The following is a 22,567-nucleotide window of genomic DNA, read 5'->3' as shown; positions in this document are numbered from 1 at the left end:
TCAGGCGTCCACGGAGTCGCGGCTGAGGGGACGACGCATCCACACGTCGATCCCGTCATCGGCCTCCACCACGAAGCCGTGACGGCTGTAGAGACGTTGCGCGGCTGAACCGACCAGCACCTGCAGGCGCATCGGCCGATCCGATTCTCGAAGCACTTCGGTCAGCACCGAGGTGCCGATTCCGCGCCCTTGGAAGGCCGCGTCGACGTAGAACATCTCCAGCCAGAGGTCCTCGCCGTCCGGTCGCAGCGTGATCGTGCCCGCCAGCCCATCGCCCACGAGGATCATCCTGGTGTGCTCGGGAGAGAAATGCTCGATCACCCGCGCACGTGATCTCGAGGAATCCCAGCCGACCAAGCGCTCCAGATCCTGCCGCAGCACGCGCGCCTTCAGAGCAACCACGTCATCGAGGTCGTCGGGCGTGGCCGCGCGCAGTCGCAGAAGTGTCACGCGTCGATGGACTCGCGGCTCAGCTTGTCGCTGGAGCTCATGATGAACTCGCGGCGCGGGGCGACCTCGCTGCCCATCAGCAGCTCGAAGGTGCGCACCGCGGCATCGGCCGACTCGGCGTCGTCGACCGTCACCCGACGCAGCAGACGCCCGGACTTCTCCATCGTCGTGTTCGCCAGCTGATCGGCGTCCATCTCGCCGAGACCCTTGTACCGCTGGATCGGGTCCTGCCAGCGCTTGCCGGACTTCTGCAGCTTGGCCAGCAGCGTGTGCAGCTCGGCCTCGGAGTACGTGTAGATCGTCTCGTTGGGCTTGGAGCCCGGGTTCATCACGATCACGCGATGCAGCGGCGGCACGGCCGAGTACACGCGGCCGGCCTCGACGAGCGGGCGCATGTACCGGAAGAACAGCGTGAGCAGCAGGGTGCGGATGTGCGCGCCGTCGACGTCGGCATCGCTCATCAGGATGATCTTGCCGTACCGCGCGGCGCTCAGATCGAACGAGCGGCCGGAGCCGGCACCGATGGTCGTGATGATCGCGGCGCATTCGGCGTTGCCGAGCATGTCGCCGATCGACGCCTTCTGCACGTTGAGGATCTTGCCCCGGATCGGCAGCAGTGCCTGGAACTCGCTGTTGCGCGCGTGCCGCGCGGTGCCGAGGGCCGAGTCGCCCTCCACGATGAACAGCTCGCTCTGCGCGACGTCGTTGGACCGGCAGTCGACGAGCTTCGCCGGCAGCGACGAGGACTCCAGCGCGGTCTTGCGGCGCTGGGTCTCCTTGTGCGCCCGTGCCGAGACGCGCGCCTTCATCTCCGAGACGATCTTGTCGAGCAGCATCGACGTCTGGCTCTTGTCATCGCGCTTGGGCGACGCGAACCGCGCGGCGAGGTCCTTGCGGACGACCTGGGCGACGATGGAGCGCACGGCAGGCGTGCCGAGCACCTCCTTCGTCTGGCCCTCGAACTGCGGCTCGGGAAGGTTCACGGTCAGCACTGCGGTGAGTCCCGCGAGCACGTCGTCCTTCTCGAGCTTGTCGTTGCCGACCTTCAGTCGACGGGCGTTCTGATCCACCTGACCGCGCAGGGTCTTCAGCAGCTCCTGCTCGAAGCCCTGCTGGTGCGTGCCGCCCTTGGGCGTGGAGATGATGTTCACGAACGAGCGGCTCGTCGTCTCGTAACCGGTCCCCCACCGCAGTGCGATGTCGACCTTGCACTCGCGCTCCACCTCGGTGGCCCGCATGTGCCCGTCGGCCTGCAGCACCGGCACGGTCTCCGTGAACGATCCGGAGCCCTGGATGCGCCAGGTGTCGGTGACGGGGGCGTCCGCGGCCAGATAGTCCACGAACTCCGAGATGCCTCCCTCGTACAGGTACGAGGTGACCCGCGGTGACGCGTCGGCATCCGAATCGGCGGAGGCGTCCGCTCGTGCATCCGACACGACGAGCTCGAGACCCGGCACGAGGAATGCCGTCTGGCGGGCGCGGTTCTCCAGCTCGCCGAGCTGGAATGCGGCGTCCTTCGTGAAGATCTGTCGATCCGCCCAGTAGCGCACGCGCGTGCCGGTGACGCCCTTGGCGACCTTGCCGATCACGCGCAGCTCGCTGCGCTTGTCGTACGGCGTGAACGGCGAGTCCGGCCGGGGTTCGCCCTCGTCGGCGAACACACCCGGCTCGCCGCGGTGGAACGACATGGCGTAGGTCTTTCCTCCGCGGTCCACCTCGACGTCGAGGCGCTCGGAGAGCGCGTTCACGACGGAGGCGCCGACGCCGTGCAGACCGCCCGATGCCGCATAGGAGCCGCCGCCGAACTTTCCACCGGCGTGCAGCTTGGTGTAGACGACCTCGACACCGGTCAGGCCGGTGCGGGGTTCCACATCGACGGGCACGCCGCGCCCGCGGTCGGAGACCTGGACGCTGCCGTCGCCGTGCAGGACGATGTCGATCCGCGAGCCGTTGCCGTCGACCGCCTCGTCGACGGAGTTGTCGATGATCTCCCAGAGGCAGTGCATGAGCCCAGGTGAGCCGTTGGATCCGATGTACATGCCAGGGCGTTTGCGGACGGCCTCGAGCCCTTCAAGCACCTGAAGATGATGGGCGGAATACTCGGCAGTCACAGTCATCGAGTCTATTTCGCTCCTGCCGTCCCGGACGCCGCGACACTCCCCATACCGCAGCTGGGCGCGGGCCGGGTACGCGCACAGCGAAACACGCCGTGAAGCGGGCATGCGTTCAGCCGGCGCGTGGTTGTATTGAGCACGATCTCGAAGATCGTTACCCGAGGAGGCACCGAAATGAACGCTACGACTGAGCGAGAGACCGTCGAGTACCGCCTCACCGCGATGGACCGCTGTGATTCCTGCGGGGCACAGGCTTACATCGCTGCCGAGGTCAACGGCTCCGAACTGCTGTTCTGCGCACATCACGGGCGCAAGTACGAGGAGAAGCTGCGCACGGTCGCCACGAGCTGGCTCGACGAGACCGCCCGCCTGATCGAGGCCTGAGGAAGCAGAGCCCGACCTTCGTCAGGCCCACGCGCTCGGCGCCGGGGACTCAGTCCTCGACGACCCGACGCACCGCGGGCGTCAGGCGTGTGAGGATCTCCTCGCCCACCGTGTCGATGCGCTCCGCGAGAGCGGTCGCGTCCGCTTCTCCGGCCGCTCCGGGCCCGAACACGATGACCTCGTCGCCCTCGCGGGCGTCGGGCCACCCTTCGACGACGGAGCTGGCGCCGCCGATCTCGATCACCCTCCGGCCCCCGCTCGGCGTGATGACCAGCGCTCCGCGCAGTGTGGAAGGCACGCCGTGGAAGGCGCCCAGTCCGATGCGGACGCGGTCGCCTTCGACGGCGTCGACGCTCGCGACCAGCGACGAGATGAGCGAGAGGCCGTCCAGCTCGGGACCGTCGGCCGAGCGGATGCCGTAGCAGAAGGCGCCGATGCGGCTGAGGCTGCCCCTCAGCTCCGGCCGCCACCAGGCTGCGGCGGACGCCGTCAGATGCAGCACCTCCGGTGCACCACCGGCATCGACCAGCTGCTGCACGGCGGTGAGGAACACCTGCTGGGCGGCGTCGTCCTCCTGGTCGCTCGCCTCCGCGAGGTGACTCCACACGCCGACGATGCGGACGAGTCCGCGCTGCTCCGCGTCGCGCGCGATCTGCAGCGCCTGCGGCCAGTCCTCCGGGCGGAAGCCGTTCCGGTGCAGCCCCGTGTCGATCTTCAGATGCAGTCCGACGCCGGTTCCGAGCCTCGCGGCCGTGTCGATGACCGCGCTCAGATAGTCGGTCGAGCCGATGCCCAGTTCGATGTCCGCTCGCACGGCGGCGTCGATCTCGTCCTCGGACGACGGGGCCCATGCATACACTCGCCCCGTCGTCAGCGCACGGATCCGCAGCGCGGTGGGGATGTCGTAGCTGCCGAACCAGGTGACGCCGGCGGCCTCCGCCTCGGGCACGGCCCAGTCGAGCCCGTGCCCGTACGCGTCGTCCTTCATCACCAGCATCAGCTGCGAGGTGCCGAGGCGCTCGCGCACGACGGCGATGTTCGTCCGGAACGCGCCTCGGGAGATCCTCAGAACGGGTGTGCTCATGCGATCCAGCTCCGCTCGCCGTGCCGGCCGATCACGACGGCCATCTCCAACGCGGTCAGACCGGTGACCTCCGCCCAGTGCGCGAGAGCATCGCGCATGGCTCCGGTTCCGCCGAAGTAGAGCACGGGAGTGCCTGCCGCGGCATCCGTCCCCTCCAGGTCGACGACGCACACGTCCATCGCGATGCGTCCGACGATGGGGTGGATGCCGCCACCGATCTGCACGCTCGCGCGGTTCCCGAGCGCGCGCAGGATGCCCTGCGCGTATCCGCCCGTGACGAGCGCGACGCGCGTGTCCTGCTGCGCGCGGTGGGTGTACCCGTAGGAGACGGCCTCTCCGGACAGCAGCGGCTTGGTGGACAGCACACGGCCCTCCAGGCTCATCACCGGCAGCGCCGCGGATTCCGCGGCATCCGGGACGCCGAAGAGGACATGCGCGTCGATGTCGGCCGTGCCGTCCAGACGGGCGCGGATGCCGCGACCGGCCAGACGGTCCACGTCCTGCTGCGCGTCCACCAGGATGTCGGTCGCGCCCGCGTCGGCGACGATCGGCGCGACCTCGTCGAGGCCGTGTCCGAATGCGTCGTGACGCAGGTCGACCGCACCGCCGTCCGCCAGGACCCGTCGGGCGTTCTGCTCCAGCGCACTCCGGGAGAGGAGCACGAGGGGCGCTGCACTGCCTGTCATGACTGTCCTCCGGCTCAGAGCTGGATGGTGTTGAAGCCCTTGCCGTGCACGAGATCCTCGATCGCGGAACGAGCGCCGGCCGCGTAGCCGTCGAGTGCGTCCACGCCGGTGGTCAGGTCGGCGTCGATGCCCCGGCGCTCGGCGGCGCGGGCGATCATCACGCGGACCAGGTCCGGGTTCAACGGCAACAGGGGCCCCTGCGCATTGGAGGCGATGGCATTGCCGACGCGCACGAGTTCGCCGCGCGCGGGCTGCTCTCCACCGCCGGGAAGCCCGAAGCTGCCCTGCCCGAACGTCACCCTGCCGTAGCCGTGCGAGCTGTCGTCGAGCGTCCACTCGCTGGCGTGGTCCTCGAAGCCGATCACACGGCCGATCGGGGTCTCGATCGTGATGTAGCCGACCTTGCGCTGCCGCGTGCGGGCGACCGTCGCGTCGAACACGCCCAGACCGTCGATCGTCTCGTCGTCCAGCGTGGTGACGCCGCGGCTGAGCAGCTCGGCGCTGCCGCCGACCGAGAGCAGCACTCCACCGTCGGCCGCGAACGACCGGATGAGCTCTCCGCGCGCGGTCAGATCGGCGTGCACCCCGCGCATGGCGGAGAGCGGCCCGTTGCCGATGACGAGGATGTCGAGGTTCTCGGGGAGAGCCTCGCCGACGCCGACCCTGGTCGTGGTGCTGTCGATGCCCGCCGCAGCCAGGCGCGCCTCGATGGCGCGCACGTTGCCGCGGTCGCCGGTCACGCCGAGCTCCGCCGGGTACAGCTGCGCGATCGCGATCTGCGTCATCGGCGAGCCACCTCCTGGTCACCATGGCCGAGGATCCTGCGGCCGATCATCATGAGCTCGTAGTTCACGAACCAGGTCTGCCGACCTGTCGCAGTGGGCTCGAACGCCCGCATCATCGCGACAGCCTTCTCCATGTCGGGCTCGACCGCGCCGATGCGCACGCCGGCGTGCTCCAGCGCCAGCGCCAGCTGGTACGCCTTCTCGCCGGTGACGACGTCAACGGAGGTCAGCGCGTCGAAGTCCACGTCGTACAGCCACGACACGTCAGGGGTGCCCTCGTCGATCGCGATCAGCGACCGCTCCGGGGCGCCCTCCAGTGCGTCCAGATTCATCTGCAGGCTGGGCGCGTTCTTGAACATCACGAACTCGACCTGTTCGCCGTCCGGATCCCGCCGCAGCGGGATGACCTCGCCGCGTCCGTAGGCCGGGGCCATGCGGTCGAAGCCACGGGATGCGGCATCCGAAGAGAAGCGATCGCCGAGCGTACGGGATGCGACGGCCAGCGCGGCCGCGGCGTCCGCCGCGTAGTGCAGGCCGCGGGCGGGCAGCCGCACGGCGACCTCCGCATCGCCGACCTGCACGGTGATGTCGCGCCCGGCGACGCTGCGCACCTCGGAATACGCGTCGCGGTCCTGGATGCCGGCGTTGCCGCTGCGCGTGTCAGTGGCGTTGGCCAGCCCGTGCGCGGAGGCGGCGACGATCTCCGACGCCACACCGAAGAAGGACACCGGCGCACGCATGGCGTCGACGTCGATCTTGCTGAGATACGGGTCGTCGCGGTTCACGACGACGTGCGCCTGAGCGCGCTTCGACGCCTCGAGCATCATGTCGGCCACCCGCTCGGTCTCATAGAACCGGTACAGCTGGTCCACCTGGACGTTCAGCGACAGGATCACGGCCGGGGAGAGCTTGTCGGCGAGATCCGCCGCATATCCCTCGTCGACCTCGAGCACCGCCACGTCCGCACGGATGCGTCCCGTGAGCGTCGCATCCGCGAGCAGCGCACTGGTCACGCCCTGCGGCAGGTTCGCGCCCGTCGGGTTCGTGAACACGGTCAGACCGTGGGCGCGGAGCACCTCACTGATCATGTGCGTCGTGGTCGTCTTGCCGTTCGAGCCGAGCACGAACACCACGCCGTACGGGAACTGATCGGCCAGCGTCGGCAGAAGCGTCGGGGACAGCCGGTTGGTGAGGTATCCGGGGAACGCCGAGCCTCCCCCGCGCAGACGGGTCGCGAAACGCGCGATCTTTCCCGCCAGCACGGGGAAGACGTACCGCAGGCCGGCTGAGCGGGCCTGCGGCGCCTTCGACATCATTCGAGGTAGTCCCGCAGCGACTGCGACCGGCTCGGGTGTCGCAGCTTGGCCATCGTCTTCGACTCGATCTGGCGGATGCGCTCGCGCGTCACACCGAAAGTGTCACCGATCTGGTCGAGGGTCTTGGGCTGGCCGTCACCGAGTCCGAAGCGCATCCGGATCACACCTGCCTCGCGCTCGGACAGCGAGTCGAGCAGCTGCTCGAGCTGACGCTGCAGCATCGTGAAGCCGACCGCGTCCGCGGGCACGACGGCCTCGGTGTCCTCGATCAGGTCACCGAACTCGCTGTCGCCGTCCTCGCCGAGCGGGGTGTGCAGGGAGATCGGCTCGCGGCCGTACTTCTGCACCTCGACGACCTTCTCGGGCGTCATGTCGAGCTCGCGGGACAGCTCCTCGGGGGTGGGTTCGCGACCCAGGTCCTGCAGCATCTGACGCTGCACGCGGGCGAGCTTGTTGATGACCTCGACCATGTGCACCGGGATGCGGATCGTGCGGGCCTGATCGGCCATCGCACGGGTGATCGCCTGACGGATCCACCAGGTGGCGTACGTCGAGAACTTGAAGCCCTTGGTGTAGTCGAACTTCTCGACCGCGCGGATCAGACCGAGGTTGCCCTCCTGGATCAGATCCAGGAACTGCATGCCGCGGCCGGTGTAGCGCTTGGCCAGCGAGACCACCAGACGCAGGTTGGCGCCGAGCAGGTGGCTCTTGGCGCGGTGGCCGTCACGGGCGACCCACTGCAGGTCGAGCCCGAGCTGGCTGGTCTTCTCCGCCGCGGTCATCGCCGACAGCTTCTCCTCGGCGAACAGACCGGCTTCGATCCGCATCGCAAGCTCGACCTCTTCGGCCGCGTTCAGCAGCGCGACCTTTCCGATCTGCTTGAGGTAGTCCTTGACCGGGTCGGCGGTCGCACCGGTGATCTGCGTCGAGTAGACCGGGGCGTCATCGTCGTCGGTGGAGGAGATCACGATCGCGCCGGTGGGCAGCGGCTCCGAGAACGTGGGCTTCTTGTCCTCCTCGTCCTCCGCCTCAGCCGCCTCGACGGCTTCGTCGTCGACCTCGGGGGTCTCGTCCTTCTTCTTGGACGCACGCTTGGCGGGCGCCTTCTTGGCCGGTGCCTTCTTGGCGGGGGCCTTCTCGGCCGGCGCCGTCGCAGCGGTGTCTGCGACCTCGGGAGTCTCGACCTCTGCAGCTGCAGTCTTCTTGGTGGTCGTCCGGGTCTTCTTGGTCGTGGCAGGAGTCACGTTTCGCCTTTCACGGAGCGGTGCACACGCTCCGGGCCATTTCGGACACTAGTAAGACCCTTGTCAAGCGCAATCACGAAAATCGATGCTTGACAACGGGTCAGACCTCCATTATCACACACCCGAGAGCATCCGGCATCCTCGAACGGTGCACCGCGCGTCGCGTCAGGCGCGCCTGTCCTCGTCACCGGGACGACGGTTGGCCAGGTAGCGTTCCAGCTCGGCCGCCAGCTCGTCCGCGCTCGGCAGATCGCGCTCGTCGAATGCCACGTCGGCTTCGCCGTCCTCTTCACGACCCGCCATGTAGGCGTCGTAGCGGCGCTCGAGGGTGTGCACCATCTGGGTCAGCTCCTCGCTGCCCGTCACCTGCTCCTGCACGCGGTTCAGGTACTCCTCGGAGCGCGCATGCACCTCGTCCATCCGCAGCACGAGTCCGGTCGCGATCATCAGCTTGTCGGCCGCCGCCAGCACCGTGTCCGGGTTCTCGGTGTCGGCGAGATAGTGCGGCACGAGCAGCACGATTCCTGCCACGCGGGTGTCGTGCTCGACGAGGCGGTACTCCAGAAGATGACCGACCGTCGCGGGAACCTGGGTGCGCGGACGCCACACGGAGTGCGCGGCGGCGAGGTCGCGTCGATTGCCGCTGATCGTCGTGCCGAGCGGCCGGGTGTGCGGCACGGGCATGGCGATCGAATGGATCCAGCTCACGGTGGAGACCTGGAACGCGTCGACGAAGCTCAGCACGGCATCCGTGAAGGCGTTCCACGCGAAGTCCGGCTCGTAGCCGGAGAGCAGCAGAAAAGGCTGGCCCAGCGCGTCGTGCGCGAGCGCGAGCTGCAGTCGGGCCGGCCGGAACTCGGTGAGGTGGTCCTGGTCGAAGACGATCACGGGCCGGCGGGCCCGGTAGTCCAGAAGCACATCGTTGTCGAAGGCCATCAGGGTCTGAGGCGACGCCGTGGCCTCCAGATGATCGATCAGACCCGACACGGCGCTGCCCGCATCGGTGAAGCCCGTGAGCAGAACGACCAGGGGCAGGCCCGTCGGCACGTCAGGTGCGCCGGCGATCGACTCGTACAGGTCCGCGGAATGGGGCATGACTCAATGCTACGAGTCGACGCGCGCGCCGGGTCGACACCTCTCACGCTCAGGGCGAACACGAGCGACAGGTCGCGGACGCGGCCGGGCACTGGCGGCAGGATGCCATGTCGGATCCCTAGGATGGAGGCATGACGCTTCCCGTGATCACTCACACGACCGATCCGTTCCCTGGAAGTTCTGCCGCCGCCGCCGTGCTCGTCATCCCTGATCCCGACGGCGCAGCAGACGCACTGTCCGACTACGAAGGACTTGTCGAGACCCTCGCCACGATCGGCTACAAGGGCTCCGCATCGGCCTTCTCCCGGGTGCACCTGCCGTCCTTCACCGCGCTGCCGCTGGCCGTGGTGAGCGCCGGCGCCGCGCCCACGGCGCAGACCGTGCGGGATGCCGTCGCGACGGCGGTCCGCACCCTGACGGGCTTCGACACCGTCGCGATCGGCTTCGCCGCGGGGCTCGGCGAGTTCGCCGATGCCGCCGCAGAGGGCGCCCTGCTGGGCGGTTACCGCTTCGATGACTACCGCTCCGAGAAGAAGCCCGCGAAGGCCGAGACGCTGATCCTGCACGCCGCGCAGGTCGGCGACGGCGCACTGGACGAGGCCCGCATCATCGCCGAGGCCGTCGCGCTGGTGAAGGATCTCGTGTCCGTCCCCGCGGAGTGGCAGAGTCCCGCGCAGCTCGCGCAGTCCGCCGTCGACGCCGTCGACGCCCTGCCGATCGACGTCGAGGTCCTCGACGAGACCGAGCTGGAAGAGCAGGGCTTCGGCGGCATCATCGGCGTCGGACGCGGCTCGGACCCGCCCGCCGCGCCTGGTGCGCCTCAGCTACTCCCCCGCCGACGCCACCCGTCACATCGCACTCGTCGGCAAGGGCATCACCTTCGACACCGGTGGTCTGTCGCTCAAGCCTGCGGCCGGCATGGTGGGGATGAAGTTCGACATGGCGGGCGCCGCGACCGTCCTCGCCGCCATCCGCGCGATCGCCGCGCTGGGGCTTCCGGTGCGCGTGACGGCCTGGATGTGCATCGCCGACAACATGCCCTCGGGTCGTGCCACGCGCCCGGGCGACGTGCTGCGGATGCTGGACGGCCAGACCGTCGAAGTGCTCAACACCGACGCCGAGGGTCGCCTGGTCATGGCCGACGGTCTCGTCGCCGCCAGCCGCGAGAACCCGGACGTCATCTTCGACGTGGCGACCCTGACGGGCGCGATCATCGTCGCTCTCGGAATGCGTCACACCGGTGTGATGGGCGAGGACGCCGCGGTCGCGGAGTATCTCACCGCCGCCGACCAGGTCGGCGAGCAGGCCTGGTCGCTGCCGTTGCCGGAGTACATGGAGGATCTGCTCGACTCGCAGATCGCCGACATGATCAACTCGAACATGTCGGACCGCTCGGGCGGGTCGATGTTCGCCGGTCTCTTCCTGCAGCGCTTCGTCGGACGCACATCGGATGCCGACGACGCGCCCCGCATCCCCTGGGTGCACCTCGACATCGCTGGCTCCGGGGAGCACAAGGGCTCGCCGTACGGCTTCACGGAGAAGGGCCCGACCGGCGTCGCGGTCCGCTCGCTCGTCGCGTTCGCCCGCGCATCGGTCAAGGAGTCCTGATGGCTGTTCACGAGTTCGACCTCGTCATCCTCGGTGGAGGCAGCGGCGGCTACGCGGCGGCCCTGCGCGCCAGTGAACTCGGCAAGAGGGTCGCCCTGATCGAGAAGGACAAGGTCGGCGGCACCTGCCTGCACCGCGGCTGCATCCCCACGAAGGCGCTGCTGCACGCGGCCGAAGTCGCCGATCACGTGCGCACCGCGGCATCCGTCGGCGTCACCGCGAGCCTGGAGGCCATCGACGTCGCCGGTGTCACCGCGTATCGCGAGGGCATCGTCGCCAAGAAGTTCAAGGGCCTGGAAGGCCTCATCAAGGCGCGCGGCATCACCGTCGTCGCAGGTGAGGGCCGGCTGGAGAGCGACCGCTCGGTGAGCGTCGGCGACGACCGCTACGTCGGCGCGGATGTCGTGCTGGCCACCGGCTCGTACAGTCGCACACTGCCCGGTCTGGAGATCGGCGGCCGCATCCTCACCAGCGAGCAGGCACTCGCACTGCACGAAGTGCCGTCGAAGGTCATCGTGCTCGGCGGCGGCGTGATCGGCGTCGAGTTCGCCAGCGTCTGGCACTCCTTCGGTGCCGAGGTCACCATCGTCGAGGCGCTGCCGCACCTCGTCCCCAACGAGGACATCACCCTGAGCAAGGGACTCGAGCGGGCGTTCCGGCGCAAGGGCATCGCGTACAACCTCGGCACCCGCTTCCAGAAGGCCGAGCAGGACGAGAACCAGGTGACCGTCACGCTCGAGGACGGCAAGACCTTCACCGCCGACTACCTGCTGGTGGCCGTCGGCCGCGGGCCCGCGACAGCCGGCCTCGGCTTCGAAGAGGCAGGTGTCACCGTCGAGCGCGGCTTCGTGATCGTCGACGAGCAGCTGCGCACCGGGGTACCCGGGCTCTGGGCCGTCGGCGACATCGTCCCCGGCCTGCAGCTCGCGCACCGCGGATTCCTGCAGGGCGTCGCGGTCGCCGAGCGCATCGCCGGGATGCAGGTCCCCGCCGTGCCCGAGACGCAGATCCCCCGCGTCACCTACTGCAGCCCGGAGGTGGCATCCGTCGGCATCACCGAGGAGGCCGCGATCGCGGCGCACGGAGCGGATGCCGTCGTCGCCTACGAGTACAACCTGGCCGGCAACGGCAAGAGCGAGATCATCGGCACGGCGGGCACCGTGAAGGTCGTCCGTCAGAAGGACGGCCCCATCCTCGGCGTGCACCTGCTCGGCGACCGGGTCGGCGAGCTGATCACCGAGGGCCAGCTGGCCGTCGCGTGGGAAGCGCACCCCGAGGACCTCGCACCCCTCATCCACGCACACCCCACTCAGAGCGAGGCGCTCGGCGAGGCTTTCCTCGCTCTCGCCGGAAAACCGCTCCACGCACTCTGAACCGCACCAACCCGGCGTCCAGGTCACTAAGCTTGGGGCGTCACAGATTTCTGAAGGAGACTCCGTCATGAGCACACCCGTGGTCCTCCCCGCACTTGGGGAGAGCGTCACCGAGGGTACTGTCACTCGCTGGCTGAAGCAGGTCGGCGACACGGTGCAGGCGGATGAGGGCCTGCTCGAGATCTCGACCGACAAGGTCGACACCGAGATCCCCTCACCGATCAGCGGCGTCATCGAGGAGATCCTCGTCGCCGAGGACGAGACCGTCGAGGTCGGCGCGCTCCTCGCGCGCATCGGCGATGGCAGCGGTGCCGGCTCCGCAGGCGACGCGCCTGCCGCCGCAGCTCCCGCCGCCGAGGCCGCGCCCGCTGAGCAGGCAGCCCCCGCAGCAGCCCCCGCCCCCGAGGCGACTGCAGCACCCGAGGCGGCTGCAGCACCCGCAGCCGAGCCGGCACCCGCCGCCGAGGCCCCCGCGGCGTCCGGCGACGCCACCGACGTGGTGCTCCCAGAGCTCGGCGAGAGCGTCACCGAGGGCACCGTCACCCGCTGGCTGAAGGCCATCGGCGACGAGGTCGAGGTGGACGAGGCTCTGCTGGAGATCTCGACCGACAAGGTCGACACCGAGATCCCCTCCCCCGTCGCAGGCACACTGCAGGAGATCCTCGCCGCCGAGGACGAGACCGTCGCCGTCGGCGCCGTGCTCGCCCGCATCGGCTCCGGCGCTGCCGCGCCAGCGGCTTCCGCCCCCGCTGCGGCTCCGGCCGCTGCTCCGGCACCCGCCGCTGCACCTGCACCCGCACCGGCTGCAGCCCCGGCTCCGGCTCCGGCCGCAGCACCCGCACCCGCACCGGCTGCAGCGCCCGCCGCTCCTGCCGCACCCGCCGTTGCGCAGCCCGCCGCACCCGCTGCCCCGGCCGACGCCTCCGACTCGCTGTACGTGACGCCGCTCGTGCGTCGTCTGGCGAGCCAGCAGGGCATCGATCTGGCGACCGTCACCGGCACCGGTGTCGGCGGTCGCATCCGCAAGGAGGACGTGCTGAAGGCCGCCGAGGCCAAGGCACAGGCTCCGGCGGCGGCGGCTCCGGCCGCACCGGTCGCCGCACCGCTCGAGGTCTCGCCGCTGCGCGGCACGACCCAGCCGATGTCGCGTCTGCGCAAGGTCGTCGCCGAGCGCGCTGTGGCCTCGATGCAGCAGACGGCTCAGCTGACCACCTTCGTCGAGGTGGACGTCACCAAGCTCGCCGCATACCGCAACGCGAAGAAGAACGAGTTCCAGCAGAAGACCGGCGACAAGCTGTCCTTCCTGCCGTTCTTCACGCTGGTGGCCGCGGAGGCGCTGCAGGCGTTCCCGATCATCAACTCGACCGTCGACGGCGACAAGATCGTCTACCCGGCCACCGAGAACATCTCGATCGCGGTCGACACCGAGCGCGGACTGCTCACCCCGGTCCTGCGTGACGCGGCGACGAAGAACCTGGCGCAGATCGCGCACGAGATCGCCGATCTCGCTGCACGCACCCGCGACAACAAGCTGAAGCCCGACGAGCTGGCCGGCGGCACCTTCACCGTCACCAACACGGGATCGCGCGGCGCGCTGTTCGACACCCCGCTGGTGTTCCTGCCGCAGTCGGCGATCCTCGGCACCGGCATCGTGTTCAAGCGCCCCGGCGTGATCACGGTCGACGGTGCGGACGCGATCGCGATCCGCTCGTACGTCTACCTGGCGATCTCCTACGATCACCGGATCGTCGACGGCGCGGATGCCGCCCGCTTCCTGGGTGCGATGAAGAACCGCCTGGAGGCCGCGGAGTTCGACGCGAACCTCGGGATCTGAGTCCGCTCAGCCCTTCTCGGATGGCTGGTCGGCGACGTCGTACACGTCGCGGGCCAGCCATTCGTCGTTCTGCCTGACCACCACGATCATCTGCTCGCCGCGCTCCCGCGTCGGCCCCAGCCGTACGACCGCGATGTCTCCGTAGTCCTCGATGAGCGACCGGGTCCGCGTCGCACTGTCGGGTCCGAGCCGCTCGATGATGTCATCGCCCGCGCCGCTGACCACGGCATCCGCGCACTCGGCGTTCTCATCCGCGCGACAGGCGTCGATCGTCTCGAGAAGGCCCGCGACAGCGGCCTCGACCGATCCGTCAACGGCCGGCGACTCCGGCGTGCCCTCGTCGGTCGGAGGCGCGGTCTCGGCCGCAGTGGGGGTCGTCTCGTCCTTCGCCGGAGGGACGGATGTCGCAGGCGTCGCGGCAGGAGGCGCCGCCGCGTCCGTCGGTACGACGACCTGGTCCATTGCCGAGGAGTCCTCTCCTCCGGTCGGCCACAGCAGCCCTCCCGCGAGCACCACCCCGGCGACGGCGGCGCCGACCAGCAGCATCCGTCTTCGCGGCGTCCGCACGGCGCCCTGAGACCGATCCCCCGCACGGTCCTTCCTTGTCTCCGCAGGCGTCACCCGCATCCGTACGGCACCGAGGCGTTCCGAGAGCTGTCCCCGCGCAGCGCTGAGACGCTCGCGCAGCGTGGGCCCGCCGTGGATCCGCTCCGCATCGAGTGGCAGGTGCGCCCGGTGCACCGGCAGGTCCCGGACCGGCTCGGGTGCGTACACGGACACCTCGATCGGCTTCGGCGCAGCCAGTTCGGTGAGCTCGCGCTCCCAGTCGTCGAGCGAGCGCAGCACGACGCGGTGATCTGCGGCGGCATCCGCGACCCGACGCAGCTGCCGCTCCAGCGCCCGGTCCCCGCAGTCGTCCCGAAGGCGCTCGATGATCTCGACCGACGCGCCGGCGCAGCTCATCCCCTCGCCCGGCACGAAGAGGGGCCTGGCCTCGTCGTCCAGCCACCATCTGCCCCGCACGTCGTACCCGGCCACCTCGATGACGCCCCGCAGAAGACTGCCGACGAGCGTCACGATCTCACCGGTGCCCAGAGGCCGCTCCGCCGCCGCACGTCGCGCGAGGATCATGTCGAGCGAGTCCGCGCACCACGGCAGGAGCGCCGCCTGTCCGTCGCGCGTGCGCACCACGTCGCGTACGCCGGCGACATGCTCCGCGGCGGCGAATCGCCACAGCGCCTCGTCGAGTCCTCCGGCGTCCGCACTCACCCTCTGCCGATCGCCGTCGCACACGAGATCGCCCGGAAGTGCCGCCGAGTCCTCCAGCCGCCGGATCACCCTCTGCGCACCGGGAACCAGCGCGGTGAGCTCGTCCACTTCGTCCATGCCCCCATCACATCGCGCGAAGCCGACCTCGAGGGCGCCGATTCCCGGCGCCTGTGGAGAACCGGCCGCATCACGCAGATGTGCAGGGACACCGGCACCCCCAACCCTCGGTAAGCTGGTGCCCATGGCAAAGCGTGCTCCCGAAGCTGAGAAGCGACCAGGCTTCTTCTCCCAGATCCGTTCCCTCTTCCGGTTCACCCGGGAGGTCTACGGCTGGCTTCCCTGGGCGCAGGTGGCGATTCTCATCGCCGGTGTGCTGATCGGTCTGATCCTCGGCTTCCTCATCGGCGGCGGTGCGGTGCTGTCTCTCGTCCTCTGGGCGGTCACCGGCCTGATGTTCGGAATCCTGGGTGCGATGTTCCTGATGACGCGCCTGTCGACAAATGCGATGTACGCCAAGATCGACGGGATGCCGGGCGCCAGCGGCCACGTGCTGAGCACGAGCCTCGGCCGCAACTGGCAGTCGTCGGACACCCCGGTCGGAATCAACCCGAAGACCCAGGAGGCGGTCTACCGCGCCGTCGGTCGCGGCGGCATCGTCGTCGTCGGCGAGGGCACCCGTGGCCGTCTGACCCGTCTCGTCAACGAAGAGCGCCAGAAGGCTCAGCGCGTCGCGCACGGCGTGCCCGTGACCGTGCTGTACGTCGGCCACGGCGAGGACGAGGTCACGATCTCCGACCTGTCCAAGACCATCAAGAAGATCCCCAAGGCGATCGACAAGGCCACCATGGCCGCCGTCATCCGCCGGATCGATTCGGTGTCGCAGTCGCTGTCCTCGCTGCCGATCCCGAAGGGCATCGACCCGGCGAAGGTGCGCGCTCAGCGCCCGCGCTGACCCCGACGCCACCGCGAACCGGAAAGCGGCCCCTCTCCGCATCGGAGAGGGGCCGCTTCCCTGTTCACCGGCCGATCAGTCGCCCAGCGGCTCCTTGGGCAGGCGCCGCACACGCGGGCGCCTGCGACGCTTCTCCGGGAGCATGGTGCGCATCTCCTCGAGCTTGCCGAAGCACAGCAGGCGGTCATCGTCCTGCAGCACCACGTGCTTGCGCGGGTTCGGGATGACGCTCACTCCGCGATGCAGCGTGAGCACCGTGATGTCACGATCCCACAGGCCCAGGTCCCCCAGCTGCTTGCCGACCTGCTCCGCGCCGGAATGGATCTGCAGTTCCGCCACCCCGTAGCCCGTGGACACGCTCAGACGCTGACGGACGTCGATGTCGGGGAAGGCGACCTGTCCCGCGATGTAGTCGATGATCGCACCGGCGACGTCGAGATTCGTCGCCGCCTCGATGCCCTGCAGCCCCGGTGAGGAGTTGACCTCCATGACCAGGGGGCCGTCATCGCCCTCCAGCATGTCGACACCGGCGACGCGCAGACCCATGATCTGCGCCGAGCGCACCGCGGTCTGCTCGTACACCGGGTCGAGGGTCACCGGCTCCACCCGACCGCCGCGGTGCACGTTGGAGCGGAACTCGTCGCCGTCGGCGACCCGGCGCATCGCGGCGACCACCCGGTCCCCGACGACGAGGGCGCGGATGTCGCGGCCCCGGCTCTCGGCGATGAACTTCTGGATCAGCACGTTCTGCTTGGTCGAGTGCAGCGTCTCGATGATCGCCTCGGCGACCTTGACCTGCGGGGCGAGGATCACCCCGATGCCCTGTGTCCCCTCGAGCAGCTTGATGACCACCGGCGCACCGCCGACCCGCTCGATGGCCGGGCGCACGTCTGCACGGTTGCGCACGAATGCGGTGGCGGGCATCGCGATGTTGTGGCGGGAGAGGATCTGGTTCGCGCGCAGCTTGTCGCGGGCGCTGGAGATGCCGTTCGCGGTGTTGGGCGTGTAGACGTCCATCTGCTCGAACTGACGCACCACCGCCGTGCCGAAGTACGTGATCGAATTGCCGATGCGCGGCAGGATCGCGTCGTAGTCGCTGAGCTGCTTGCCTCGGAAGAACAGGTCGGGCGCATCGGCGGTGAGATCGATTGCGAATCTCAGTGTGTTCAGCACCTTCACGGTGTGGCCGCGCTGCTGCGCCGCCGCACGGAGGCGCTGCGTGGAGTAGGACTGCGGTGCCCGCGAGAGAACGGCGATCTTCACAGAGGTTTCCTGCCAGGATGTAGGGGTGAATCGGTCTTCTCATTCAAACACGTTCACGGGCTGGCGCGAATGGGTGGCGCTACCCGAACTGGGCGTGGACTGGATCAAGGCGAAGATCGACACCGGCGCGCGCACCTCGTCACTGCATGCGTTCGACGTGAGCGAGTTCAGCCGTGACGGCGAGGACTGGGTGCGCTTCGCCGTGCATCCCTGGCAGGAGAGCCAGGAGGATGCCGTGGTGCACGAGTGCCGCGTGCACGATCGCCGCGCGGTGCGCAGCTCATCCGGGCATGCGGAGGACCGCATCGTCGTGCGTCTGCGGCTCCGACTGGCCGGCGAGGACGTCACGGGAGAGGTCACGCTGACCAATCGCGATGAGATGGGATTCCGGATGCTGATCGGCCGTGAGGTGCTGCGTCAGGGCTTCGCGATCGACCCTGCGAAGTCCTTCCTCGGCGGCCGGGCGCCGCGCGAGGCGCGCCGCCGCAACCGCGGCCGCATCTGAGTACCGGGCTCTGGGTCGCTGCGCCCGTCGAAGGGTCAGGCGCGGATCAGGACCGTGCCCGCCGCCTTGTCGTGCAGGCCGCGCTGATCGGCGTCCCAGATCACCGCGGGGATGACGACGACCAGCAGCAGCGTGCGCACGATCGGACGCCACAGGCCCACCCAGCCGCCGCCGTAGCGGACCACGCGCATGCCGAGGATGCGGTGCCCGGGGCTCCCGCCCGCGAACGGGATGAAGACGATCTGCAGGACCGCGAAGACCATCATCGGCGCGAACTGACTCAGTCCCGCCTCGCCCGGGAGGGCGAACTGATCGAAGCCGAAGAACCCGGAGGCGATGATGGTGGCTGCCAGGTAGTCGATCGCGAGAGCGCCGATCCGGCGGCCCACCCGGGCGATGCTGCGGGGGCCCGTCGCGGGCAGGCCAAGACGTTCGCCGGGGTACTCGTTCACCTGTCAAGCCTACCGATCGCGCGTAACATGCCCGAAACACGACGGACATGGCTGAGAAACTCGCCATGCATAACCTGCGTAAGGTTGACGCAACCGATACCCGATCAGGAGTCGTAAATGTTCACAGAGTCCGCAGAGGTCATCCGCTATATCGAGGAGAACGACGTCAAGTTCCTCGACATCCGTTTCACCGACCTCCCGGGAGTGCAGCAGCACTTCAACATTCCGGCATCGACGGTCGATGACGACTTCTTCCGTGACGGGCAGCTGTTCGACGGATCCTCGATCCGCGGGTTCGCCAGCATCCACGAATCCGACATGCAGCTGATCCCCGACGTCACGACCGCCTACCTCGACCCGTTCCGCGAGGCGAAGACGCTCGTCATGATCTTCGACATCTACAACCCGCGCACCGGCGAGATCTACAGCAAGGACCCGCGTCAGGTCGCCAAGAAGGCCGAGAAGTACCTCGCCTCCACCGGCATCGCCGACACCGCGTACTTCGCCCCCGAGGCGGAGTTCTACATCTTCGACGACGTGCGCTACTCGGTCACCTCGGGCGAGAGCTTCTACAAGGTCGACTCCGAAGAGGCCGCCTGGAACTCGGGCCGCGAGGAGGAAGGCGGAAACCTCGGGAACAAGACGCCGTTCAAGGGCGGCTACTTCCCGGTCGCACCGGTCGACAAGACCGCTGACCTGCGCGACGACATGACGTTGCGCCTGATCGACTCGGGCTTCCACCTGGAGCGCTCGCACCACGAGGTCGGCACGGCCGGTCAGCAGGAGATCAACTACCGCTTCGACACCATGGTGAGCGCGGCCGACGACATCCTGAAGTTCAAGTACATCATCAAGAACACGGCCGAGGCCTGGGGCAAGACGGTCACGTTCATGCCGAAGCCGCTTTATGGCGACAACGGCTCGGGCATGCACACGCACCAGTCGCTGTGGCTCGACGGCACGCCGCTGTTCTTCGACGAGGCGGGCTACGGCCAGCTCAGCGACGTCGCACGCTGGTACATCGGCGGCCTGCTCAAGCACGCCCACGCCGTGCTGGCCTTCACCAACCCGACCCTGAACAGCTACCACCGCCTGGTGAAGCACTTCGAGGCGCCGGTCAACCTGGCCTACTCCGCGGGCAACCGCTCGGCCGCGATCCGCATCCCGCTGACGGGCTCGAACCCGAAGGCCAAGCGCATCGAGTTCCGCGTTCCGGATGCTTCGGGCAACCCGTATCTGGCCTTCGCCGCGCAGCTGATGGCCGGCCTGGACGGCATCAAGAACCGCATCGAGCCGATGGAGCCGATCGACAAGGACCTGTACGAGCTTCCCCCCGAGGAGGCGAAGAACATCCCGCAGGTGCCGAACTCGCTGCTGGACTCGCTCGAGGCTCTCCGCCAGGACCACGACTTCCTTCTCGAGGGCGGCGTGTTCACGCAGGAGCTCATCGACACCTGGATCGACTACAAGTACAACAACGAGATCCTGCCGATGGCGCAGCGCCCGCACCCGTACGAGTTCGAGCTCTACTACGGGGTCTGAGCCCACTCACGACGAGAAACCACTTCTCGCACGAGACACCACGCCTGTGCGTGCGTCTCACGCGGGAAGTGGTTTCTCGCGTTTTCGGGGCGGATGCCGGAAACGGATGCCAGCGGCAACGCCGCTCAGGCGCCCAGGTACCCGCTCAGGCGGCCGTGGAAGCGCTCGCTGCGACTGTCGAGTCCCTCGATGGTCAGCGTCGCTCCACGGCGCTCGTAGCGCGCCGCGATCGAGTCGAGGGCGGCGACCGTCGACGCATCCCAGATCTGCGCGTCCCGCAGATCGACGATGACGGATGCCGGATCGTCGGCGTACGAGAACCATTCGACGAGGTCGTTGCTGGAGCCGAAGAACAGCGGCCCGTGCACGACGTAGCGCACGCTCTCGCCGTCGTCGGCGAGCACCCGGTCGACGGAGATGACGTGGGCGACGCGGCGGGCGAACAGGATCATCGCCAGCACGACGCCGGCGATCACGCCGTAGGCGAGGTTGTTCGTGAGCACCACGGTGCCGATGGTCACGGCCATGACGATCGTCTCGGGAATCGGCATCCGCTTCAGCGTCGACGGCCGCACGCTGTGCCAGTCGACGGTGGTGACCGCGACGACCATCATCACGGCGGCCAGCGCCACCATCGGGATCTGCCCCATCGGAGAGCTCAGACCGGTCACGAGCGCGAGCATGAAGACGCCGGCCACGAAGGTGGAGATGCGGGTCCTGGCGCCGCTGGTCTTCACGTTCAGCACGGTCTGCCCGATCATCGCGCAGCCTCCGACGCCGCCGTAGAAGCCCGAGAAGATGTTCGCGACGCCGAGCGCCCAGGACTCCCGGCCCTTGTGCGAGGGGGTCTCAGTGATCTCGTCGACCAGCTTCGCGGTGAGCAGCGATTCCATCAGCCCGACCAGGGCGACGCTGAGGGCGGTCGGCCAGATCAGCTGCAGAGTCGTCAGGTCGAGGGGCACGGTCAGCGGGGTGAACCCGGGCAGCCCGCCGTCGATGGGCCCCTCCCCTGCGACATCCGGAACCTGGAGCTGCGCGACGATCACCACGGCGGTCACGACGACGATCGCAACCAGGGGCGAGGGCACCGCCTTCGTGAATCGCGGCAGGATCAGCACGATCGCGATCGTCAGCGCGAACAGGCCCCACACGGGCAGCGTCCCGCCCAGGACGTGCGGCACCTGCGTGACGAAGATGAGGATGCCGAGGGCGTTCACGAAGCCGAGCATCACCGAGCGCGGCACATACCGCATCAGCCGCGACAGCCCCAGCAGACCGAACACGATCTGCACCACGCCGGCCAGCACGATCGTCGGCAGCAGGTACTCCACGCCGTGCTCGTGCACGAGCGGCGCGACCACAAGCGCGACCGAGCCGGCCGCCGCCGTGACGACTCCGGGGCGACCGCCGAGGAAGGTCATGGTCAGGCACAGCACGATCGATGCGACCAGGCTCGTCATCGGGTCGACGCCGGCCACCACCGAAAACGAGATCACCTCCGGTACCAGCGCGAGCGTGGTCACGGCTCCCGCGAAGAACTCCCGCGAGAGCTGCCGCGGACTGCGCAGCGCGGCGAGCACGCCGAACGTCGGATGCGAAGAGGGCACGGAAGCTCCTGACTGAGGGGACTGCCCGATTCTATCGGCGCGGCGCCACCGGTCCGCCGCAGCGGGTCAGCACAGGATGCGCAGTGCCGCCGGCTGCACGCGCACGTCGAACGCGTCGACCTCGCCGGACTCCTCGCCGTCGATCTCGAAGGCGACCGGCTTGTCCAGTCGCACCCGCCCCGCCGTGCCCGTCAGGTGCTGCGCGGACTCGGTGCTCACGGTCTCCTCCGAGCCGCCGATCAGGCGTCGGATGCCGTTGTCCCAGACGATCGTGCGCAGCGTCTGCGCCCACTGGACGGCGTTCTCGGCGCTCACAAGCAGCAGGTCGAGCTGCCCGTCGTCCGGCACCGCGTCCGGCAGAAGCGTGACACCGCCCTGGATCGTGCCGCAATTGCCCACGAGCAGCGTGTGACCGCTCATCCGCTGCTCCTCGCCCTCGTCCAGCGACAGGGTGAACTCCACATTCTCCGCGGCCGTGAAAGCACGGCCCATCGCCTCGACGTAGGCCAGCCAGCCGGCCTTGTTCTTCAGCCCGTCATCGGTCTCGGCGAGCATGTGCGCGTCGAGCCCGAAGCCGATCATCACGAGGAAGCCGGTCTCAGCATCGTCATCGCCGACGCGGACCCAGCCCATGTCGATCTCGCGATGCCGGCCCGCGGCGATCGTCGCGAGGGCCTTCGGGATGCTGCCGAGCGGGACGCCGAGGTTGCGCGCGAGCAGGTTGCCCGTCCCCTGCGGCACGATGCCGAGCTGCGGCGCCCGCTCCGCCCCGGCGAGCACCTCGGCGACGGATCGGACCGTCCCGTCCCCGCCGACCGCGATGACGACATCGCAGGCCGCATCCACAGCATCCTGCGCCATGGCGCGCCCCGGATCGTCCTCGGCGGTCTCCCACCAGAGCACCTCTACGTCGTCTCCGAGCGCGCTGCCGACGGCATCCTTCAGCTGATCCTCATCGATCTTGGTCGGATTCCACACGATCCCGATGCGCTTGCTCATGGCTG

At 68.8% G+C, this 22,567-nt stretch carries 19 protein-coding genes and 1 pseudogene; 7 read left to right on the top strand and 13 right to left on the bottom strand.

Going from position 1 to position 22,567, the window contains the following annotated elements; genetic code table 11:
• Positions 1–450 (bottom strand): GNAT family N-acetyltransferase, encoded by a 450-nt coding sequence (locus QF046_RS01985; RefSeq protein ID WP_307365674.1) that lies wholly within the window; start codon positions 448–450, stop codon positions 1–3.
• On the bottom strand, positions 447–2,567 hold the full coding sequence (locus QF046_RS01980; protein WP_307365672.1) for a type IIA DNA topoisomerase subunit B: 2,121 nt from the start codon (positions 2,565–2,567) through the stop codon (positions 447–449). Before QF046_RS01980 ends, QF046_RS01985 begins: the two co-directional genes overlap by 4 nt.
• A 171-nt stretch (positions 2,568–2,738) precedes the next feature.
• Between QF046_RS01980 and QF046_RS01975 the strand changes: the two genes are divergently transcribed.
• Positions 2,739–2,948, top strand: a complete 210-nt coding sequence (locus tag QF046_RS01975) for a hypothetical protein (protein ID WP_307365670.1) — start codon at positions 2,739–2,741, stop codon at positions 2,946–2,948.
• 49 nt (positions 2,949–2,997) lie between these two features.
• Here the strand turns inward: QF046_RS01975 and QF046_RS01970 are convergent, their stop codons facing one another.
• The 6 genes from QF046_RS01970 to QF046_RS01945 form a co-directional block, all read right to left on the bottom strand.
• Positions 2,998–4,032 carry an alanine racemase gene (locus QF046_RS01970; RefSeq protein ID WP_307365667.1) on the bottom strand — a complete coding sequence of 345 codons (1,035 nt, stop codon included), beginning with the start codon at positions 4,030–4,032 and terminating at the stop codon, positions 2,998–3,000.
• Positions 4,029–4,718 carry an alanine racemase C-terminal domain-containing protein gene (locus QF046_RS01965; protein ID WP_307365665.1) on the bottom strand — a complete coding sequence of 230 codons (690 nt, stop codon included), beginning with the start codon at positions 4,716–4,718 and terminating at the stop codon, positions 4,029–4,031. Before QF046_RS01965 ends, QF046_RS01970 begins: the two co-directional genes overlap by 4 nt.
• A gap of 14 nt (positions 4,719–4,732) precedes the next feature.
• Entirely contained in the window at positions 4,733–5,503 is a 771-nt protein-coding gene (locus QF046_RS01960; protein WP_307365663.1) for a type 1 glutamine amidotransferase, read from the bottom strand.
• Entirely contained in the window at positions 5,500–6,819 is a 1,320-nt protein-coding gene (locus tag QF046_RS01955) for a MurT ligase domain-containing protein (RefSeq protein WP_307365660.1), read from the bottom strand. Before QF046_RS01955 ends, QF046_RS01960 begins: the two co-directional genes overlap by 4 nt.
• Positions 6,816–8,063, bottom strand: coding sequence for an RNA polymerase sigma factor (locus QF046_RS01950; RefSeq protein ID WP_307365657.1), 1,248 nt, complete (start codon positions 8,061–8,063; stop codon positions 6,816–6,818). The genes QF046_RS01955 and QF046_RS01950 overlap by 4 nt, the downstream gene beginning before the upstream one ends.
• 165 nt (positions 8,064–8,228) lie before the next feature.
• The gene (locus tag QF046_RS01945; protein ID WP_307365655.1) at positions 8,229–9,158 is read right to left on the bottom strand and encodes a proteasome assembly chaperone family protein; all 930 of its coding nucleotides are present in this window, start codon (positions 9,156–9,158) and stop codon (positions 8,229–8,231) included.
• A gap of 131 nt (positions 9,159–9,289) precedes the next feature.
• Here QF046_RS01945 and QF046_RS01940 point away from each other — a divergent pair.
• The 3 genes and pseudogenes from QF046_RS01940 to sucB all read left to right on the top strand — a co-directional run bounded on the left by QF046_RS01940 (position 9,290) and on the right by sucB (position 13,973).
• Positions 9,290–10,766: pseudogene (locus tag QF046_RS01940) on the top strand (leucyl aminopeptidase).
• Positions 10,766–12,139: a dihydrolipoyl dehydrogenase gene (lpdA, locus tag QF046_RS01935; RefSeq protein WP_307365653.1), complete on the top strand. Its 1,374-nt coding sequence runs from the start codon at positions 10,766–10,768 to the stop codon at positions 12,137–12,139. The pseudogene QF046_RS01940 and the gene lpdA overlap by 1 nt, the downstream one beginning before the upstream one ends.
• Before the next feature lie 67 nt (positions 12,140–12,206).
• Entirely contained in the window at positions 12,207–13,973 is a 1,767-nt protein-coding gene (sucB, locus tag QF046_RS01930) for a 2-oxoglutarate dehydrogenase, E2 component, dihydrolipoamide succinyltransferase (protein ID WP_307365651.1), read from the top strand.
• 6 nt (positions 13,974–13,979) lie between these two features.
• On the opposite strand, the gene QF046_RS01925 is transcribed toward sucB, so the two are convergent.
• A complete protein-coding gene (locus QF046_RS01925; protein WP_307365648.1) occupies positions 13,980–15,359 on the bottom strand; it encodes a hypothetical protein in 1,380 nt (459 codons plus the stop codon).
• A 124-nt stretch (positions 15,360–15,483) separates the two neighbouring features.
• Between QF046_RS01925 and QF046_RS01920 the strand changes: the two genes are divergently transcribed.
• The gene (locus tag QF046_RS01920; protein ID WP_307365646.1) at positions 15,484–16,194 is read left to right on the top strand and encodes a DUF4191 family protein; all 711 of its coding nucleotides are present in this window, start codon (positions 15,484–15,486) and stop codon (positions 16,192–16,194) included.
• A 75-nt stretch (positions 16,195–16,269) separates the two neighbouring features.
• On the opposite strand, the gene QF046_RS01915 is transcribed toward QF046_RS01920, so the two are convergent.
• On the bottom strand, positions 16,270–17,457 hold the full coding sequence (locus tag QF046_RS01915) for a RimK family alpha-L-glutamate ligase (protein ID WP_307365644.1): 1,188 nt from the start codon (positions 17,455–17,457) through the stop codon (positions 16,270–16,272).
• Between the two features lie 25 nt (positions 17,458–17,482).
• Here QF046_RS01915 and QF046_RS01910 point away from each other — a divergent pair, with 25 nt between their 5' ends.
• Positions 17,483–17,962, top strand: a complete 480-nt coding sequence (locus tag QF046_RS01910; RefSeq protein WP_307365642.1) for an ATP-dependent zinc protease — start codon at positions 17,483–17,485, stop codon at positions 17,960–17,962.
• Positions 17,963–17,997: 35 nt separating this feature from the next.
• Here the strand turns inward: QF046_RS01910 and QF046_RS01905 are convergent, their stop codons facing one another.
• Entirely contained in the window at positions 17,998–18,414 is a 417-nt protein-coding gene (locus tag QF046_RS01905) for an RDD family protein (protein ID WP_307365640.1), read from the bottom strand.
• 117 nt (positions 18,415–18,531) lie between these two features.
• On the opposite strand from QF046_RS01905, the gene glnA reads away from it, so the two are divergent.
• Entirely contained in the window at positions 18,532–19,956 is a 1,425-nt protein-coding gene (gene glnA, locus QF046_RS01900; RefSeq protein ID WP_307365638.1) for a type I glutamate--ammonia ligase, read from the top strand.
• Positions 19,957–20,081: 125 nt separating this feature from the next.
• Here the strand turns inward: glnA and QF046_RS01895 are convergent, their stop codons facing one another.
• Both QF046_RS01895 and QF046_RS01890 read right to left on the bottom strand, forming a co-directional pair.
• Complete coding sequence (locus tag QF046_RS01895; protein ID WP_307365636.1) at positions 20,082–21,563, bottom strand: SulP family inorganic anion transporter; 1,482 nt, start codon at positions 21,561–21,563, stop codon at positions 20,082–20,084.
• A 66-nt stretch (positions 21,564–21,629) separates the two neighbouring features.
• Positions 21,630–22,562, bottom strand: coding sequence for a diacylglycerol kinase family protein (locus QF046_RS01890; protein ID WP_307365634.1), 933 nt, complete (start codon positions 22,560–22,562; stop codon positions 21,630–21,632).
• Between the last annotated feature and the right edge of the window lie 5 nt (positions 22,563–22,567).

This window comes from Microbacterium sp. W4I4 (genome assembly GCF_030816235.1).
Taxonomy (GTDB): domain Bacteria; phylum Actinomycetota; class Actinomycetes; order Actinomycetales; family Microbacteriaceae; genus Microbacterium.
Note: the sequence above shows the minus strand (reverse complement) of the source record. Positions and strands in the feature narration are given on the sequence as shown.

Bases quoted from the DNA above. Each gene is read 5' to 3' on its own strand.
- QF046_RS01980 (WP_307365672.1), bottom strand. From the start codon at position 2,567: ATGACTGTGACTGCCGAGTATTCCGCCCATCATCTTCAGGTGCTTGAA.
- QF046_RS01975 (WP_307365670.1), top strand. From the start codon at position 2,739: ATGAACGCTACGACTGAGCGAGAGACCGTCGAGTACCGCCTCACCGCG.
- QF046_RS01970 (WP_307365667.1), bottom strand. From the start codon at position 4,032: ATGAGCACACCCGTTCTGAGGATCTCCCGAGGCGCGTTCCGGACGAAC.
- QF046_RS01965 (WP_307365665.1), bottom strand. From the start codon at position 4,718: ATGACAGGCAGTGCAGCGCCCCTCGTGCTCCTCTCCCGGAGTGCGCTG.
- QF046_RS01960 (WP_307365663.1), bottom strand. From the start codon at position 5,503: ATGACGCAGATCGCGATCGCGCAGCTGTACCCGGCGGAGCTCGGCGTG.
- QF046_RS01955 (WP_307365660.1), bottom strand. From the start codon at position 6,819: ATGATGTCGAAGGCGCCGCAGGCCCGCTCAGCCGGCCTGCGGTACGTC.
- QF046_RS01945 (WP_307365655.1), bottom strand. From the start codon at position 9,158: ATGCCCCATTCCGCGGACCTGTACGAGTCGATCGCCGGCGCACCTGAC.
- lpdA (WP_307365653.1), top strand. From the start codon at position 10,766: ATGGCTGTTCACGAGTTCGACCTCGTCATCCTCGGTGGAGGCAGCGGC.
- sucB (WP_307365651.1), top strand. From the start codon at position 12,207: ATGAGCACACCCGTGGTCCTCCCCGCACTTGGGGAGAGCGTCACCGAG.
- QF046_RS01925 (WP_307365648.1), bottom strand. From the start codon at position 15,359: ATGGACGAAGTGGACGAGCTCACCGCGCTGGTTCCCGGTGCGCAGAGG.
- QF046_RS01920 (WP_307365646.1), top strand. From the start codon at position 15,484: ATGGCAAAGCGTGCTCCCGAAGCTGAGAAGCGACCAGGCTTCTTCTCC.
- glnA (WP_307365638.1), top strand. From the start codon at position 18,532: ATGTTCACAGAGTCCGCAGAGGTCATCCGCTATATCGAGGAGAACGAC.
- QF046_RS01890 (WP_307365634.1), bottom strand. From the start codon at position 22,562: ATGAGCAAGCGCATCGGGATCGTGTGGAATCCGACCAAGATCGATGAG.